This is a genomic window from Lautropia dentalis, assembly GCF_003892345.1.
In the GTDB taxonomy this organism is placed as follows: domain Bacteria; phylum Pseudomonadota; class Gammaproteobacteria; order Burkholderiales; family Burkholderiaceae_E; genus Lautropia; species Lautropia dentalis.
The window spans coordinates 2,037,750-2,053,392 of sequence record NZ_RRUE01000001.1; the positions used below are offsets into that span (position 1 = coordinate 2,037,750).

Sequence of the window (15,643 nt, forward strand, 5' to 3'; positions counted from 1 at the left end):
AGGCTGTCCGGACGGCTGAGTCCACGCCGCCGCGGCGGTGGGAACCGCCGGTCTTCTTCCTGCCACGACAGGTCATATCTTGCACGCTTCCATCCATCGACTTCCTGCCGGCTTCGGCTCATCGGATGCCTGGCTGCTGGCGCAGCATTTTCGCACGGGTGCCGATGCTGCTTCCGCCTCACAGGCACCCTCGCCGGGCCGAACTCACGTCATTGTATGCGCGCAGCCCGCCGACTGCAGCCGCCTCGCGGCAGAAATCGCCTGGTTTGCGCCCGAACTGGCCATTGCACGCCTGCCAGACTGGGAAACCCTGCCCTACGACAGCCTCTCGCCCCATCAGGATCTGGTGTCCGAGCGGCTGGCGGCGCTGCATCGCCTGCAGCAGGGCAAGCTGGATGTGCTGCTGGTGGCGGCCAGCACGGCCGCCCATCGTCTGGCACCGCCGTCGTGGCTGGCCTCGCGCACCTTCCAGTTCGCCCAGGGCATGAAGATTGATGAAGCGGCCCTGAAATCGCAGCTCACCCTGGCCGGTTACGAACACGTCGAACAGGTGCTGCGTCCCGGCGAATATACGGTACGGGGCGGACTCATCGACCTGTTCCCCATGGGGTCGCCCCTGCCCTACCGGTTGGACCTCTTCGATGACGAACTCGAGAGCCTGCGCACCTTCGACCCCGACACCCAGCGCAGCCTCTACCCGGTCAGGGAAGTCAACCTGCTGCCTGGGCGAGAATTTCCGCTGGACGAGCCCGCACGCACCGCCTTCCGTGGACGCTGGCGCGAGCGCTTCGATGGTGACCCGTCGCGCGTCACGCTCTATCGCGACATCGGCAACGGCGTGGCCCCGGCCGGCATCGAATATTATCTGCCGCTTTTTTTCGAACAGACGGCCACGCTGTTCGATTACCTGCCCGACAGCACCGAACTGATTCTGCACGGCGACATCCAGGGCCAGCTGCAGGCATTCCGGCAGGACGCTCACCAGCGCTTCGATTTCATCGGCCACGACGCCGAACGCCCGGCGCTCACGCCGGATGAGCTGTTTCTCACGCCCGAACAGTTCTTCGTGCGCAGCCAGGCCTTTGCACGCGTGTCCGTCCCGACCGTGTCGTCCGATGCGCGTGATCTGGCGTCAGGTGGCCAGACACCAGCCGGCCCCGTACAAAGGGTCACGACAGGCGCTGACCCTGCGCTCGCCGCTGATCCTGCCGAACGCGGTGCAGGCGCAGCCGCCGCAGCATTCGGCGCCGGTATGTCAGAGGGCGATGCGGCAGGCAGCATACCCGCATCGTCCCAGGTGTCACCTGCGCCAGACAGCACCCCCGCATCCCATGTGCCGCCTGCACCGGGGCGCGCCCATGCCTTCAACGCCTTCGCTGTGCCGAACGTGGCCGTCAACCGCCGCCAGGACGATCCGGTCGGCGCCCTGCGCAACGTGCTCGATGCGCCCCCCCTCATCACCGCTACCCCTGAAAAACGCCTGATCATCGCCGAATCGCTGGGCCGGCGTGAAACCCTGCAGGAACTCTTTGCCGAATCGGGCCTGAAAGTGGCCACGGCCGAAGACTGGGCCACGGCCATGGCCACCGATGCCGCCGTGGTGCTGACCATCGGCCCGCTGCAGCGCGGCTTCCGCCTGGCCGATGGCCAGCTGCTGGTCATCACCGAAAGCGAGCTGTTTCCCTCCTTCGTCCGGCAGAACAAGCGCAGCAAGGGCCAGACCACCCAGGTCGACACCCTTATCCGTGATCTCTCCGAACTGAAGCCGGGCGACCCGGTCGTACATGCACAGCACGGTATCGGCCGCTACATGGGGCTGGTCAACATCGACCTGGGCGACGGCCCCGCCGAATTCCTGCACCTCACCTATGCCGGCGATGCCACGCTGTACGTGCCGGTGGCCATGCTGCACCTCATCGGCCGCTATTCCGGTGCTGCCCCCGAAAATGCCCCCCTGCACACGCTCGGTTCCGGCCAGTGGGACAAGGCCCGTCGCAAGGCCGCCGAAAAGGCACGCGACACGGCGGTGGAACTGCTCGACCTCTACGCCCGTCGCGCTGCACGCCCCGGCCATGCCTTCCAGTTCGAGCCGGCCGGCTATGCCGCCTTTGCCGAGGGCTTCGGCTTCGAGGAAACCCCCGACCAGCAGGCCGCCATCCATGCCGTCGTGCAGGACCTGATCGCCCCCAAACCCATGGACCGGCTGGTCTGCGGCGATGTGGGCTTCGGCAAGACCGAAGTGGCGCTGCGTGCGGCCTACGTGGCTGCCAGTACCGGCCGCCAGGTGGCGGTGCTCACGCCCACCACGCTGCTGGCCGAGCAGCATTTCCAGACCTTCAGCGACCGCTTTTCCAGCTTTCCGCTGAACGTGGCCGAACTGTCGCGCTTCGGCACCGCCAAGTCCACACGGACCACGCTGGAGGGGCTGGCAGGCGGCAAGGTCGATATCGTCATCGGCACCCACAAACTGCTGTCGAAGGACGTGAAATTCCGCGACCTCGGGCTGGTGATCATCGACGAGGAACACCGCTTCGGCGTGCGCCAGAAAGAAGCGCTCAAGAACCTGCGTGCCGAAATCGATGTGCTCACGCTGACCGCCACGCCCATTCCGCGCACGCTGGCCATGAGCCTCGAAGGCATCCGCGATTTTTCCGTCATTGCCACGGCGCCGCAGAAACGCCTGGCCATCCGCACCTTCGTGCGCAAGGAAACCGGTGGCACCATCCGCGAGGCCATGCTGCGCGAACTCAAGCGCGGCGGGCAGGTGTATTTTCTGCACAATGAAGTGGGCACCATCGAGAACCGCCGCCAGATGCTGGCCGAACTGGTGCCCGAGGCGCGCATCGAAGTGGCGCATGGCCAGATGCCCGAGCGCGAGCTGGAACGCGTCATGCGCGATTTTCACCAGCAGCGCTTCAACGTGCTGCTGTGCACCACCATCATCGAAACCGGCATCGACGTGCCCACCGCCAACACCATCATCATGCACCGGGCCGACAAATTCGGTCTGGCGCAGCTGCACCAGCTGCGCGGACGTGTGGGCCGCTCGCACCACCAGGCCTACGCCTACCTGCTGATTCCCGACGAGGAAGCCATCACGAAGGACGCCACCAAGCGCCTGGAAGCCATCCAGATGATGGAAGACCTGGGGGCCGGCTTCTACCTGTCGATGCACGATCTGGAAATTCGTGGGGCCGGTGAAGTGCTGGGCGATTCGCAATCCGGCGAAATGCAGGAAGTGGGCTTTTCGCTCTACACCGACATGCTGCAGCAGGCAGTGGAAGCGCTCAAATCCGGCCGCGAACCGGACCTGGCCGCCACCATGGCACGCGTACCGGAAATCAAACTGCATGCGCCGGCGCTCCTGCCCGAAGATTATTGCCCGGACGTGCACGAGCGGCTGATTCTCTACAAGCGCCTGGCCAATGCGCGCGACGGTGTGGAACTGACCCAGCTGCGCGAGGAACTGGCCGACCGTTTCGGCAAGCTGCCCGAAGCCGCAAAGACGCTGATCGAAAGCCACCGCCTGCGGCTGATGGCCACCGACATCGGCCTGGCCAAGGTGGATGCCGATGCCGACACCATCCTGCTGCAGTTCGATCCCGAACCAAAAACCTCGCCCGCACAGATCCTCACCTTTGCCCAGGGCCGGCGCGACACCACCTTTGCCGGCCAGGACCGGCTGCGCATCAAGGTGACCAGCAAGGATATCGGCGAGCGCCTGCAGACCGTGCGCAGCATCCTGCAGGCGCTGCTGCCAAAAACGGATGCCAAAGCGGACACGTCTGCTGGCGGTACGGGCTCGGGCAAAGGTGCAGACTCGGGTGCCGCATCCGGCAAAAAAGGCAAAAAGGCAAGCGCCGGGAGCGCATCCAGCGGCGCAGACGCGGCAGCCCGTGCTGCGGCCGAGGAAGCCGCCCGCACCGCCCGCGATGTGGCGGCCATTGCCGCGCATACCCCTGCGCCGCCTGCCAGAAGCCGCAGCCGGAGCCGCTACGGTTCTGACCCGGCGCCCGCCACGGTGCCCTCCGGCAGCAGCCGCAAGACGAAGGCCTACCGCTTCTGAACACATACCAGCCCATCCATCATTCCTCTATGCCCGACAACCTGATCATCGTCCGCAAAGCCAGCGGACTGGACCCCGACACCCTTCACACCCTGAGCACGGCACTGGGCACAGCACCCGAGCGCATGGGCGGCGAACGCCCCACCCTGCTGCGCTGGCAGGCAGCCCCCCAGTCGTCCGCCACCTTCGACGCCTGGGCGGAAGAATACGGCGTCGATGCTGCCAACGTGCCAGCCAGTCTCTCGCTGGCCGATTTCCGCCTGCTGGCCATCGACATGGATTCGACGCTGGTGACGATGGAAACACTGGACGAGATCGCCGACGTGGCGGGGCTGAAGGCCGAAGTGGCGGCCATTACCGAGGCCGCCATGCGCGGCGAGATCCGCGACTTTACCGAGAGCCTGACCCGCCGCATGGCGCTGCTGCAGGGCGTGGGTGAAGACCTGATCGAACGCGTCTACCGCGAGCGCCTGCACCTGTCACCGGGGGCGGAGGTGCTGCTGGCTGCCGCCAGGGCCGCCGGGCTGAAGACGCTGCTGGTATCGGGAGGCTTTACACACTTCACCGACCGGCTCAAGGAGCAACTGGGCTTCGACTACGCCTTTGCCAACCAGTTCGATATCGTCGATGGTCGCCTCACCGGCCGGGTGCTGGGGCCGATCGTCGATGGCGCCTTCAAGGCGCAGGCCGTGCGCCAGTGCTGCGCCGAGATCGGCTGCGCGCCCTCGCAGGCCATCGCCATCGGGGACGGTGCCAACGATCTGGGCATGATGGGCGTGGCCGGACTGTCGGTGGGCTATCACGCCAAGCCGGTCGTGCGGGCGCAGGCCACCTGGTCGGTGCGTGTGGGGGGGCTGGACACCGTGGTGGACTGGCTGGGCTGATTCTGCCGACGACACCACTGATCTGCCATGCCGGGAAGTCACGGGGATATACGAAGATGAGTGAAGAAGGCAGCCATGTCCTTCAGGAAATGCATGAACCAGGCTGGCTTTCACGCGATCGACCTGCTCGGCACATGCTGCCTTGATGCGTTTTTGGCGTGGTGTGACCGGAGCATGCACGCGATGAATTCTGGGCCCATGGGATCTCCTGCCCCTTTTTTCCGCACGGCGTATGATGACCCCTGACCTGCCCCGGCAGCAGCCCGGGTGCGGTGTCATCCAGTCAACACAACACGAGGAAGACAGCCATGAGCGACAAGGTAGCGGTCATCACGGGTTCGGGCGACGGTCTGGGCAAGGGCATTGCCCGGCGGCTGGCCAGCGATGGTTTCAACATCGTGCTTTCGGACATCAACCCCGAGACGCTCAAAGCCACCGAGGCAGAATTCAGGGCGGATGGCGTTCCGGTCACGGCATTCCAGGGCAACGTGGCCAAACGGGATGACCAGTTCGCCCTGGTCAAACATGCCGTCGATACCTTCGGCCGCGTGGATGTCTTCGTCAACAACGCGGGCATCGAGGACGTGATGCCGCTGGAACGCGTCACCGACAGCGAGTTCGACCGCGTGTTCGACATCAACGTCAAGGGCGTGCTGTTCGGCATCCAGGCTGCCGCCGAACAGATGAAAAAACAGCAGCAGGACGGCCGGGTGTACAAGATCATCAACGCCGCCAGCATTGCCGCCCACGAGTCCTACGACCTGCTGGGCGTCTACTGCGCCAGCAAGCACGCCGTGCGCGCCCTCACGGTGGCGGCCGCCAAGGAACTGGCCCGCTTCAACATCAACGTCAACGCCTACTGCCCCGGCGTGGCCGGCACGCGCATGTGGGATCGCATCGACGAGGAAATGGCCAAAATCCACGGCTGGGCGCCGGGCGAAGCCTTCAGGCGCTTCACCGCCGGCATTCTGCGGGGCCGTCCACAGGAACCGGCCGACGTGGCCGCCCTGGTGCACTTCCTCGCCTCGGAAGATTCCGACTACATCACCGGCCAGTCCATCCTGACCGACGGGGGCATGGTGTTCCGTTGATCCATCCCCGGCCAGGCGTTTGATGCGGACAGGGGGTCTCTCCCAGGGCCATGTCCAAACTGTGCGGGGGTGGCCTCGGGCCGATCCCCGCCTGACGAGGGACAAGGCAGCGTTCCGCAGGGCCGTTCGTGGAAAGAGGGAGATTTCTTTGCTGAGTTTCTCCGCAGAACGGGCAGCTTTTGCTGAAGCGTAGTCAGTTTTTCGTGTCGCCGTTCAGGATGCCAGACCTCGTGTCGAAAGCCGATGTACGCTGCCCATCCGGCGCCGGGGCGTCAGACTGACCCTGACCGCCAAAGCCCTGCCCTCCCGGCATGTCATCCAGCGCCGCCCGGGTCTGCTGCTGCATCTGCGCCTGCATGCCGAGGAACAGGTTCTTGCTCTGCTCGATGTAGTCACTCATCATCCGCTGCATCACCGGCGCATGGTCCTGCATGAACTGCGCCCAGCGCATGGCATCGGGCAGACTCCCGCCGGTGTCGCCACCGTGCTGCGCCTCGGCGTGGGCCTGCACCTCGATGAAGGCCTGCAGCGTCTTTTCCAGACAGGTACTCATCAGCCCCTGCATGGGGTGTCCGTGGAAGCGGATCATCTGCGCCAGCATCTCCTGCGGGAAGAGCGGCGACGGGCCGGCCTCGCCCTCGACGATGATCTGCAGCAGGATGCTGCGCGTCAGGTCTTCCTGGCTGCGCGCATCCACGACCTGAAAATGCGCGCCATCCAGAACCAGCTGCCGGATGTCGGCCAGCGTGATGTAGACGCTGGTCTGCGTGTCGTACAGCCGGCGGTTCGGGTATTTCTTGATCAGCCTGGGGGTGGGGGCCATGAGGGTGTCCACGATCAGGGGAAAGGCCGCGGACGGCGCTTTCAGAGGAGGAGGAAATGTCTTGTATTTCATCTGATGATAACCGCATGGCCGCCCTTCTGCGCATTGCCCCCTGATTCGTGGTTGATCCTGATCAGCAGACCGGTGGCGCTGTTGTGCGTCTCCCGCCTGCGGCACAATCGCGGCATGCTGATCGTCATCATTGCCTGGCTCTACGTGGTGGTGCTGATGTCTGCGGCCGAAACCTCAGCCATCGCGGGCATCATGACCTTCTTCCTGTACGGCGTCCTGCCGCTGGCCATCCTCACCTACCTGCTCAACACGCCAGCCCGTCGTGCGAAGCGCCGGCGCGCCGAGGCGCTGGCCGAGCCCTCCGGCATGGCTGGGGCCACGGTTCCTGTCGTGGCAGCAACGGGCGAGGACATCACGGATGAGCGTGCAATGAACGACGCCGCTGCGGACAACGCAGCCAGCAACGAACCCGAGGCTGTGTCTCCGGTGTACCCGGTTCGTCACCATGAGTCTGGACCGCCCAATGGCTGAGACCTGTATCCTGCAGTAACGGAACCGGCGTCTCTGATGTCCCGCGACCACGGTATTGCACCGGTATTGCCGGGGAAATCCGGCCACGGGGGCTATACTGCCCGCTTGTAAAGCATGACGACTGGAGGGCCGTATGTCCCTGCTCGACAATGCCATCTGGTGGCATGTGTATCCGCTGGGTGCCATGGGCGCCCCCATTCATGACCGCTCCGGCGACGATGCCGGCCATCGCCTGCCCCGGCTGGAAGCCTGGCTGGATTACGTGGTGGAACTGGGCTGCTCCGGGCTGCTGCTCGGGCCGATCTTCGAATCGGTGGCGCACGGCTACGACACGCTGGACCACTTCCGCATCGATGCCCGCCTGGGCGACGATGCCGACTTCGACCACTTCATGGCCGCCTGCCGCGAGCGCGGCCTGAGCGTGATGCTCGATGGCGTGTTCAACCACGTGGCAGCCAGCCACCCGCGCGTCGAGGAACTGGCCGAGCGCGACGAACACGGCAACGTACAGTGCTGGGAAGGCCACTGCCAGCTCACCAACCTCGACCACAGCAAGCCCGAGGTGGCCCAGCTGGTGGTGGACGTGATGCTGCACTGGCTGCGCCGCGGCATTGCCGGCTGGCGGCTGGACGTGGCCTACGACGTGCCCCGCAGCTTCTGGCGCAAGGTCACTCGCCGCGTGCGGGAAGAATTTCCCGATGCCCTCTTCCTCGGCGAGGTCATCCACGGCGACTACGCCCGCTTCGTCTACACCAGCAAGCTCGACACCGTCACCGAATACGAACTCTGGAAAGCCACCTGGAGTTCCATCAAAGAGCGCAACTTCTGGGAACTGGACTGGACCCTGGGCCGGCACGCGAAGATGTGCGAAACCTTCGTGCCGCAGACCTTCATTGGCAACCACGACGTGACCCGCGTCGCCTCGCAGGTGGGTGGTGCTGGCGCCATCGTGGCCGCCGCCATCCTGTTCACCGTGCCCGGCATGCCTTCCATCTATTATGGCGATGAGCAGGGCTTTCGTGGCCTGAAGGGCGAAGGCGAACGCCACGACGACGACCTGCGCCCGGAACTGCCCGAATCACCCGATGGCCTGCTGCCCTACGGCTGGTGGATGTTCAACCTCTACCGGGTGCTGATCGCCCTGCGCCGCCGCAACCCCTGGCTGGCCCGCGGCAAACTGGAAGTGCTGGCCAAGAGCAACACCGCCATCTACTACAAGATCAGCGACGATGCCGGCAATTACCTGCACGTTCACCTCGAAACGGAACCCCGCATGCTGGTGATCATCAGCCAGCATGATGGCGAAGTGTTCCGGTGGGAGGGGGAAAGCGATCCGCCGTAAGCCAGATGAGTCCCGCCATGCGGCCGCAGGGTGTGCTGCGCCGGTAGCTCCAGAAGTGTTCCGGCTCCGAGTACGTGCAGTGCCCGGCCGTGTGGATGGTGGTGATACCCAGCGCCTGCAGGCGCAACCGGGCCAGAAGGGGCAGATTGGCCAGCCATTTGCCGGGCGTCCGGCCGGGCTGGAAGGCGGTACCAGACCCAGCTGTCAGAAACGCATCCCGCACGTCGTCCCCCACTTCAAAGGCCGTGGGGCCGATGCACGGGCCCAGCCAGGCCACAAGGTCGGCATCGGGCACCTTCTCGCGCATCGCCTGCACGGTGGCCTCCAGCACACCACCGGCCAGCCCGCGCCAGCCAGCATGCGCTGCGCCAATCACCCTGCCCTGCGTATCGGCCAGCAGCACCGGCAGGCAGTCGGCCACCTGTACGGCCAGCGCGATACCGGGCAGTGTGGTGATCTGGGCATCCGCTTCGGGTTCAAGCGGGTGGATATTCGCGCCAGAGACGACACCAGGGGCTTCATCGGTTGCGCCCGCTGGCGCGCCATCAAACGGCATGTCGGCAGACGGGCTTTCCGGATGATGTCCCGGCATCACGGTTGCGGGCAGGTGGGCTCTGGCCTCGGCGTCGTCCAGATCCAGCACCCGGATGCCATGCACCTGTTTCAGCCACGACACCGGCATCCCGATGGCCTCTGCTACACGCTGGCGGTTTTCCTGCGCGGCAGCCGGATCGTCCCCACAATGAATGCCCAGATTCAGCCCGCCTGTGCTGGCTGACACCGCGTTTACCCCGGCTCCAGTGTCATCACGCGTACGACTCACCGCAAGGCGGTGCAGGTCCGTCTGGCCAGAAAATGCATCCACGCTGCCGGGATGAATGGCCTGCTTGCCTGCCCCGGTCAACCCGGCCGTGTCCCATGGTCCCCACGGTCCTCGGCTTACTCCACCACCGCGCAGCGTGAAGGCCCAGCCCACGGCGGAATGGGGGCTGGGCGGCATCGGCAGAAAGGCGGGTTCCTGCATCGGCATCCGGGCGTCGGTCAGGGTCAGTCAGGACTGGGCGGTATCGGGACAGGAACCCTGCTACATGCCCGGTGGCGTCATCTGGCCGCCAGCGCCCTGGGCGCCGCCGGAATCATCGCTGCTGCTGCCCGTATCGCGGTTCTGGCGCAGGAACTCGGGCAGGTCCGGAATCAGCGGGGCCTGGGCCGGTGCCATGTTGGCATCGGCCGGGCGTTTGGCACTCGGGTCCGGATCCTTCGGTTTGGGGTAGTTGGCCAGATAGCGGCTGTCCGGCCACGTGCAGGCCAGCACGCGTACCGTGTCGTCGCGCAGGTCCGGCAGGTTCAGGTTCTGGTAGGACGTAGCCAGAATGCTCAGCGCCTCTTCCGTGGCCGGCGTGCCCTGATAGGACGACAGCACCCCCTGCGCCCGGTTGGCCGATGCCACATAGGCGCCGCGGCTCAGGTAATAGCGCGCCACGTGTACCTCGCCCGAGGCCATGCTGTTGACCAGCGAGCGCATGCGGGCAATCGAATCTTCACGATAGCGGCTGTTGGGGAAGCGGTTGACCACCTGCTGGAAGGCATCGTAGGCCTCGCGGCTGGCGGCCAGATCGCGCTCGGAGGCGTCCTGCCCGGCCCAGCGGGCGATCATGCCGGTGCCGTTGCTGAAGTTGATCAGCCCCTTCAGGTAGTAGGCGTAATCAAGCCGTTCGTGCGCCGGGTGCAGGCGGATGAAGCGGTCGATGGACGACAGGGCTTCCGCCCGATCGCCCTGCTTGTAGTGCGCCCAAGCGATGTCGAGCTGCGCCTGCTGGGCGTAGCTGCCGAACGGGTAGCGCGATTCCAGCCGCTCCATGCCCTTGATGGCACTGGACCAGTTGCCGGCGTCGAGGTCTTCCTTGGCGTCGGCATAGAGCTGCTCGGCGCTCCAGTTGGCCGTAGGATCCTTCTCGGTGGCAGCACAGCCGGCCAGCAGAATGCCGGCGGCCAGTAGCGACAGCCACACACCGGCGCGGCGGGCGGGGGGGGTCTGGGGATGGGGCATGGTTCCTCCGTCGAGCGGGACATTATAGACAGGGCGCCATGGCTGCGGGGTAACGGCCCCGGAACAGCACCCGGTCACGATCGCCGGAATCAGCGGTCACGATCATCGGAATACCCAGCTTTCGTCAAACCGTTGCCCAAAACGCTACTGTTGAAGTATCTGCCTGACGGGAACGCTTGCGAGCCGCTCAGGCAGGTGCGGCGCAGGGAAATCGTTCTTTTAACAGGTTGTCACCTTGCAACATTTGCTGTCCGTTGTCGCAACAAATCTATAACATGGAACAACGCATGCAGTTTGATGCGCGTAAATCTCTCGATTCAAGGTTCATCATGAAAGAAGTACCCGCCCAGACACGATCGTTCCTGTTTGTTCCCACGGCCATCGCCATGGCCGTCCTGCTCGCCGCCTGCGGCAGCGGCAGTGATGGCGGCGACACGAACGTGTCCTCCAGCCCGTCACCCAAAGCCCAAAGTGCTTCGGTCAGCAAAATCACGGCCGGCGCCGACGCCATTACCGACGCCATCACCCGTGGCCAAAACGCAAGTGCACCCAGCACCAAAGGCAGCACACCAGCCAGCTACACCGCCCGCGGTGTGGCGCCGCTCATCTCGAAGGACGGCATTCGCGGCGACGTACTGCTGGCCATGTTCGACCAGAAAGCCTGTAGGGGCGAATTCGGTATCCATCGCGTCGAATCCCTGAAGGGCGCCCCCCTTTCGCAGGACACCGCTGTCAAGGAGGACACGCCACCGGTATTGACCGACGCCTCGCTGAATGTCGAGGCCTATACCTACGATATGGACAAGTTGCACGACGGACGCTACGTGCCATCCCGGGTACCGGCCTATGTCTACTACTGCATGTACCCGGACATTCGCTCGTACAGCAACCCGGTCAACCCCGGCGACTACACCTACAGCATGACCACGGCTGGCCGTTATCACACCTATCTGACCATGTTCTACTACGGCGTCCCCTGGATTACCAGGGGCGTGAACGAGGCCAAGGTGGACTATCCGCTTACCGTCACAAAGGATCAGGTCATCATCGGTGCCCAGGTAAAGCTGCTGCTGAATGAAGACCTTCTCTACAACTGGGAATATGGCGAGAGCATGAAGGAAGGCCGCAAAGAGGAAACCCTGCTGAATGGCACGGCACGCGGCTATCAGCGTCAGGCACTGGTTCCCTTCGGTGTCCTCAACCAGTGGCAGGACGCCGTCGGCAACAACCTGCGGCTGCTGCTGATCAAGGGCGACAAGGCCAACGAGGCACGTCTGTGCACGCACCTGAACAGCTCACTGGCCAAGCGCCTGCATTGCGTTACCTGGCAAGTGCCCGCCGACTGGCGCTGGGGCAAGGAACTCAAAGGTGGCTATCACTACCTGATTGAGGACCGCAGCGTCTACGCCGGCGAAACTGGCTTCATGTACTGGGATTAAGCTGCGAGTTCCCGGCCAGTCCCGAGCCGAAGGCCGAGGCCGGAGGCTCGGGTGGTCATGCCTCATTCCTTTTGATGAGCAGGAATATCACCAGCCGACTCATTTGTCTTTGAACAGCCACGGGAACCCTTCGTCATCGATTATCAGCTCCGTCCGGGAAAGAACCCCACCGACTGGAAGTACCTGATGTAACGATCCAGCATCGGTGCATCGGCCGGTTCCAGATTGACACCCAGGGCCCTTGCCACATCACAGGTCAGTGTACTGTCCGTCGGAACCGGTGACACTGACTCATCTGCTTCTTCGCCATCCGCATGCCCTGCCGGCAGCAGGAATGCCCCCAGCCTGGCCGATGGATCCTCCGGATGGGCCTCGAAGAACTGCAACGCACGTTCACGCCATTCATCGCCAGATACCTCCGTGATCGCATAGCCGTTTCTTCGTAACGCAGCCAGCAGTGCCGCCCCATCGGAGAAGCCGGTGGCTATCGGATGCCAGGTATGGTTTTCCAGTCCGGGAGCACGCGACAGGGCAACAATGGCTGCTGCCACCCTGTCCACGGCCGTCAGAATTTCCCCGAATGCACCATGTGGTGCATATCCCAGCACAGGAATCATCCTGAAAATCCCCCAGAACGAATCGTCCAGCTGACAGGCACCATGCACACTGTCACCCGCAATCCGGCCTGCCCGATGGATGGTCACCGGAATGCCCCGGTTGCGAGCTTCCTCCGCCAGTCGTTCTGCCGCCCACTTGGTCTGGACGTAGCCGCTCTGGAGGTGCTCGCCATGGTGTGCCAGGCAGTGTTCCGTCAGCCTGTCATCGCCTTCGGCATCGGCGGGCGACAGCACGGACGTCGTGGAAACGAAATGGAAATGCTTGGCATGATGACGTGCTGCCATGGCAATCAGTTCCCGCGTACCCTCAATATTGGCCATACGCATCTGCTCATAGGGCATCAGGTGATTGACGTAGGCGCCACTGTGGTAGATGGCATCCAGTCGTTCGCACATAGATTGATGAACATCCCCATCCAGTCCCAACAATGGTCGGGACAGATCTCCCACCAGAATCTCGATCCGGTCGAAATCGATATCTCCGGTAATGCGATACTGCTCCAGGTTCTTCTGCAACCGCAGTAGTCCCCGCTCGGGATTGCTGGCCCGTACAAGGCATATGATGTGGGCATCCGTACGCCTCAGAAGTTCACGCAGGAGAAACGCTCCCAGAAAACCCGTTGCGCCCGTCAACAGTATCTGTTTGACCGATTCAACAGGAACGGGAGCTGCCTCTGCAACGATCTCATCGGGCAATACGGCATCCTGCTGCATACGGGCCCAGACGCTTTCATCCGGATGGCCTGATGCCGCTTCTCCCTGGATCAGCTGGGCCATGCCTGCCACGGTCGGGGCGCGATAGAAAGCCTGCAAGCCGATTTCATGACCCAGCCTGCCCTGAACACGAGCGAGCAATTGCATGATCAGCAGCGAGTGCCCGCCCAGATCGAAGAAACTGTCGTGCCGGCCCACACGCTCCACACCCAGCAGTTCCTGCCAGATTCCAGCCAGCAGCTCTTCCACCGAGCCCTGTGGCGCCTCGTATTCATGGGTGATCAGCGCTTCCGTATCCGGCGCCGGCAGCGCCTTCCTGTCCACCTTCCCATTGGGGGTCAGCGGCATCGCTTCCAGCCTCACGAACGCGCTCGGCACCATGTACGCCGGCAGCTCTGCCTTCAGGTGATCACGCAATCGTTCCGCATCCGGTAGCGCTTCTTCAGTCAGTTTCTCATGGGTCGTCCAATACGCCACCAGCCGTCTGTTGCCCGGATGATCTTCCCGTGCCAGTACCACGGCCTCTCTGATTTGTTCCAGTGCAGCCAGTCGTGCCTCGATCTCGCCAAGCTCCACCCGAAAGCCACGGATCTTGACCTGATCATCATTGCGGCCAACAAACTGCAACACTCCATCGACCCGCCAATAACCCAGGTCCCCCGTTCTGTACATCCGCGCTTCCGGCACGTCACTGAACGGATCCTTCACGAATCGCTCTTCGGTCAGTTCCGGCTGGTTCAGGTAGCCCCTGGCCACGCCTTCACCACCAATGCAGATCTCACCCTGAACACCAATCGGCACAGGCTGCCCCTGGTCATCCAGTACATAGATCCGTACGTTGGCCAGCAGTCTGCCTATCGGCGCACGTACAGCCTCCTGCGCCTTCACTGCGTGCGCGGTGGCTGTCACCGTCGTCTCGGTTGGACCATACTCATTCAGCAGCACGACCCGCTCGCCCTGGCGCTCGAACCAGTGTGACAATGCACCCGCATCCAGCCGTTCGCCTCCAAGCGCGATCAGTCGCAGCGCTGCAGGCAACTCATCCGGTACTTCATAGGCCAGCCGGTGCCAGAAGGCCGCCGGCAGGTGCGCTACCGTGATGCCCCACGCCTGACATGCCTGCCAGAACGACACGCTGTCACCGATGCAGGCCTCGTTGCGCAGTACCAGCGTTGCACCTGAAGTCAACGTACCGAAGATCTCCTGGGCCGCCACATCGAAAGCCATCGAGACGAACTGCAGAACCCGGTCCTTTTCTGTCAGACCATATGCACGGTGGATTCCCGGCAACAGATTGTCCTGCTGGCGGTGCTCGACCATCACCCCCTTGGGAAGGCCGGTAGACCCCGACGTGTAGATCACATACGCCAAGTTCGTCGAGTCCTGGCCTGTCCCTTCCCGGCCAATGTTGCCCTCGGGCTGACCCGCATAGGTGGATTCATCATCAAGCAGCAGAATCGCTCCCGAACCTCTGTCATCTCCCCGGGCCGCTGCCTGCAGCCGCTGCTGCAGCCTCTTCTGCGTCAGCAGCGCCTGCGCCTGTGAATCCTGAGGTGTACTGTCAACCGTAGACAGTTGCTTTAATGTGAAGTCCGTTCAAAGAAAACCTTGCCTGAAGGCCACTGGCGACTGGTAGCCAAGTGCACTGTGCAGTCGCTGACGGTTGTAGAACACCTCGATCCACTCGGTGATCGCCGCTCGTGCCTGCGCACGCGTGGCGAAACGCCGCTGGTACAGCAACTCGTTCTTGAGTGATCCCCAGAAACTCTCCATCGGTGCGTTGTCGTAGCAGTTTCCCCGCCGTGACATCGACACCTGCATGCCCAGGGCATCAAGTCTTTCACGGTAGCGACTTGCGCAGTACTGGCTTCCCCGATCGGAATGATGCAGTAGTCCGGGCTCGGGGCGGGCATACCGGACAGCCCGGTTCAGAGCCTCCAGTGTCAGCTCGTGTGTCATGCGCTTCGACATGGCGTAGCCGACGATCTCCTGAGTGAACACGTCCTTCACGCCAGCCAGATACAGCCAGCCTTCATCCGTACGCACATAGGTGATGTCCGTCAGCCAGACCTTG

Annotated in this window: 11 protein-coding genes; 6 read left to right on the plus strand and 5 right to left on the minus strand. The window is 63.7% G+C overall.

What is annotated here, in order from left to right:
- The first annotated feature begins 79 nt into the window (after positions 1 to 79).
- The 3 genes from mfd to EHV23_RS07920 all read left to right on the plus strand — a co-directional run bounded on the left by mfd (position 80) and on the right by EHV23_RS07920 (position 6,041).
- Positions 80 to 4,066: a transcription-repair coupling factor gene (gene mfd, locus EHV23_RS07910; RefSeq protein ID WP_420813036.1), complete on the plus strand. Its 3,987-nt coding sequence runs from the start codon at positions 80 to 82 to the stop codon at positions 4,064 to 4,066.
- A 29-nt stretch (positions 4,067 to 4,095) separates the two neighbouring features.
- A complete protein-coding gene (serB, locus tag EHV23_RS07915; RefSeq protein ID WP_125095418.1) occupies positions 4,096 to 4,950 on the plus strand; it encodes a phosphoserine phosphatase SerB in 855 nt (284 codons plus the stop codon).
- A gap of 308 nt (positions 4,951 to 5,258) precedes the next feature.
- Positions 5,259 to 6,041 (plus strand): acetoin reductase, encoded by a 783-nt coding sequence (locus EHV23_RS07920; RefSeq protein WP_125095419.1) that lies wholly within the window; start codon positions 5,259 to 5,261, stop codon positions 6,039 to 6,041.
- Positions 6,042 to 6,234: 193 nt separating this feature from the next.
- Here EHV23_RS07920 and phaR read toward each other — a convergent pair whose 3' ends face one another.
- Positions 6,235 to 6,864: a polyhydroxyalkanoate synthesis repressor PhaR gene (gene phaR, locus EHV23_RS07925; protein ID WP_125095420.1), complete on the minus strand. Its 630-nt coding sequence runs from the start codon at positions 6,862 to 6,864 to the stop codon at positions 6,235 to 6,237.
- A 123-nt stretch (positions 6,865 to 6,987) separates the two neighbouring features.
- On the opposite strand from phaR, the gene EHV23_RS07930 reads away from it, so the two are divergent.
- Both EHV23_RS07930 and EHV23_RS07935 read left to right on the plus strand, forming a co-directional pair.
- Complete coding sequence (locus EHV23_RS07930) at positions 6,988 to 7,407, plus strand: hypothetical protein (RefSeq protein ID WP_125095421.1); 420 nt, start codon at positions 6,988 to 6,990, stop codon at positions 7,405 to 7,407.
- Between the two features lie 133 nt (positions 7,408 to 7,540).
- Positions 7,541 to 8,749: an alpha-amylase family protein gene (locus EHV23_RS07935; RefSeq protein WP_125095422.1), complete on the plus strand. Its 1,209-nt coding sequence runs from the start codon at positions 7,541 to 7,543 to the stop codon at positions 8,747 to 8,749.
- Here EHV23_RS07935 and pgeF read toward each other — a convergent pair.
- Both pgeF and EHV23_RS07945 read right to left on the minus strand, forming a co-directional pair.
- A complete protein-coding gene (gene pgeF, locus EHV23_RS07940) occupies positions 8,694 to 9,530 on the minus strand; it encodes a peptidoglycan editing factor PgeF (RefSeq protein WP_158615883.1) in 837 nt (278 codons plus the stop codon). The genes EHV23_RS07935 and pgeF overlap by 56 nt on opposite strands.
- A gap of 303 nt (positions 9,531 to 9,833) precedes the next feature.
- Positions 9,834 to 10,799, minus strand: coding sequence for an outer membrane protein assembly factor BamD (locus EHV23_RS07945; protein ID WP_125095424.1), 966 nt, complete (start codon positions 10,797 to 10,799; stop codon positions 9,834 to 9,836).
- Between the two features lie 329 nt (positions 10,800 to 11,128).
- Here EHV23_RS07945 and EHV23_RS07950 point away from each other — a divergent pair, with 329 nt between their 5' ends.
- Positions 11,129 to 12,238: a hypothetical protein gene (locus tag EHV23_RS07950; protein ID WP_125095425.1), complete on the plus strand. Its 1,110-nt coding sequence runs from the start codon at positions 11,129 to 11,131 to the stop codon at positions 12,236 to 12,238.
- A gap of 143 nt (positions 12,239 to 12,381) precedes the next feature.
- On the opposite strand, the gene EHV23_RS07955 is transcribed toward EHV23_RS07950, so the two are convergent.
- A complete protein-coding gene (locus EHV23_RS07955; RefSeq protein WP_275265096.1) occupies positions 12,382 to 15,144 on the minus strand; it encodes a non-ribosomal peptide synthetase family protein in 2,763 nt (920 codons plus the stop codon).
- Between the two features lie 21 nt (positions 15,145 to 15,165).
- Positions 15,166 to 15,643 (minus strand): IS3 family transposase (locus EHV23_RS07960; protein ID WP_125095615.1); only part of this gene is annotated, 478 nt, incomplete at its 5' end.

What these genes read in the sequence shown, in the direction of transcription:
- phaR (WP_125095420.1), bottom strand. Translation starts at nt 6,864, where the DNA reads ATGGCCCCCACCCCCAGGCTGATCAAGAAATACCCGAACCGCCGGCTG.
- serB (WP_125095418.1), top strand. Translation starts at nt 4,096, where the DNA reads ATGCCCGACAACCTGATCATCGTCCGCAAAGCCAGCGGACTGGACCCC.
- EHV23_RS07950 (WP_125095425.1), top strand. Translation starts at nt 11,129, where the DNA reads ATGAAAGAAGTACCCGCCCAGACACGATCGTTCCTGTTTGTTCCCACG.
- EHV23_RS07945 (WP_125095424.1), bottom strand. Translation starts at nt 10,799, where the DNA reads ATGCCCCATCCCCAGACCCCCCCCGCCCGCCGCGCCGGTGTGTGGCTG.
- EHV23_RS07920 (WP_125095419.1), top strand. Translation starts at nt 5,259, where the DNA reads ATGAGCGACAAGGTAGCGGTCATCACGGGTTCGGGCGACGGTCTGGGC.
- EHV23_RS07935 (WP_125095422.1), top strand. Translation starts at nt 7,541, where the DNA reads ATGTCCCTGCTCGACAATGCCATCTGGTGGCATGTGTATCCGCTGGGT.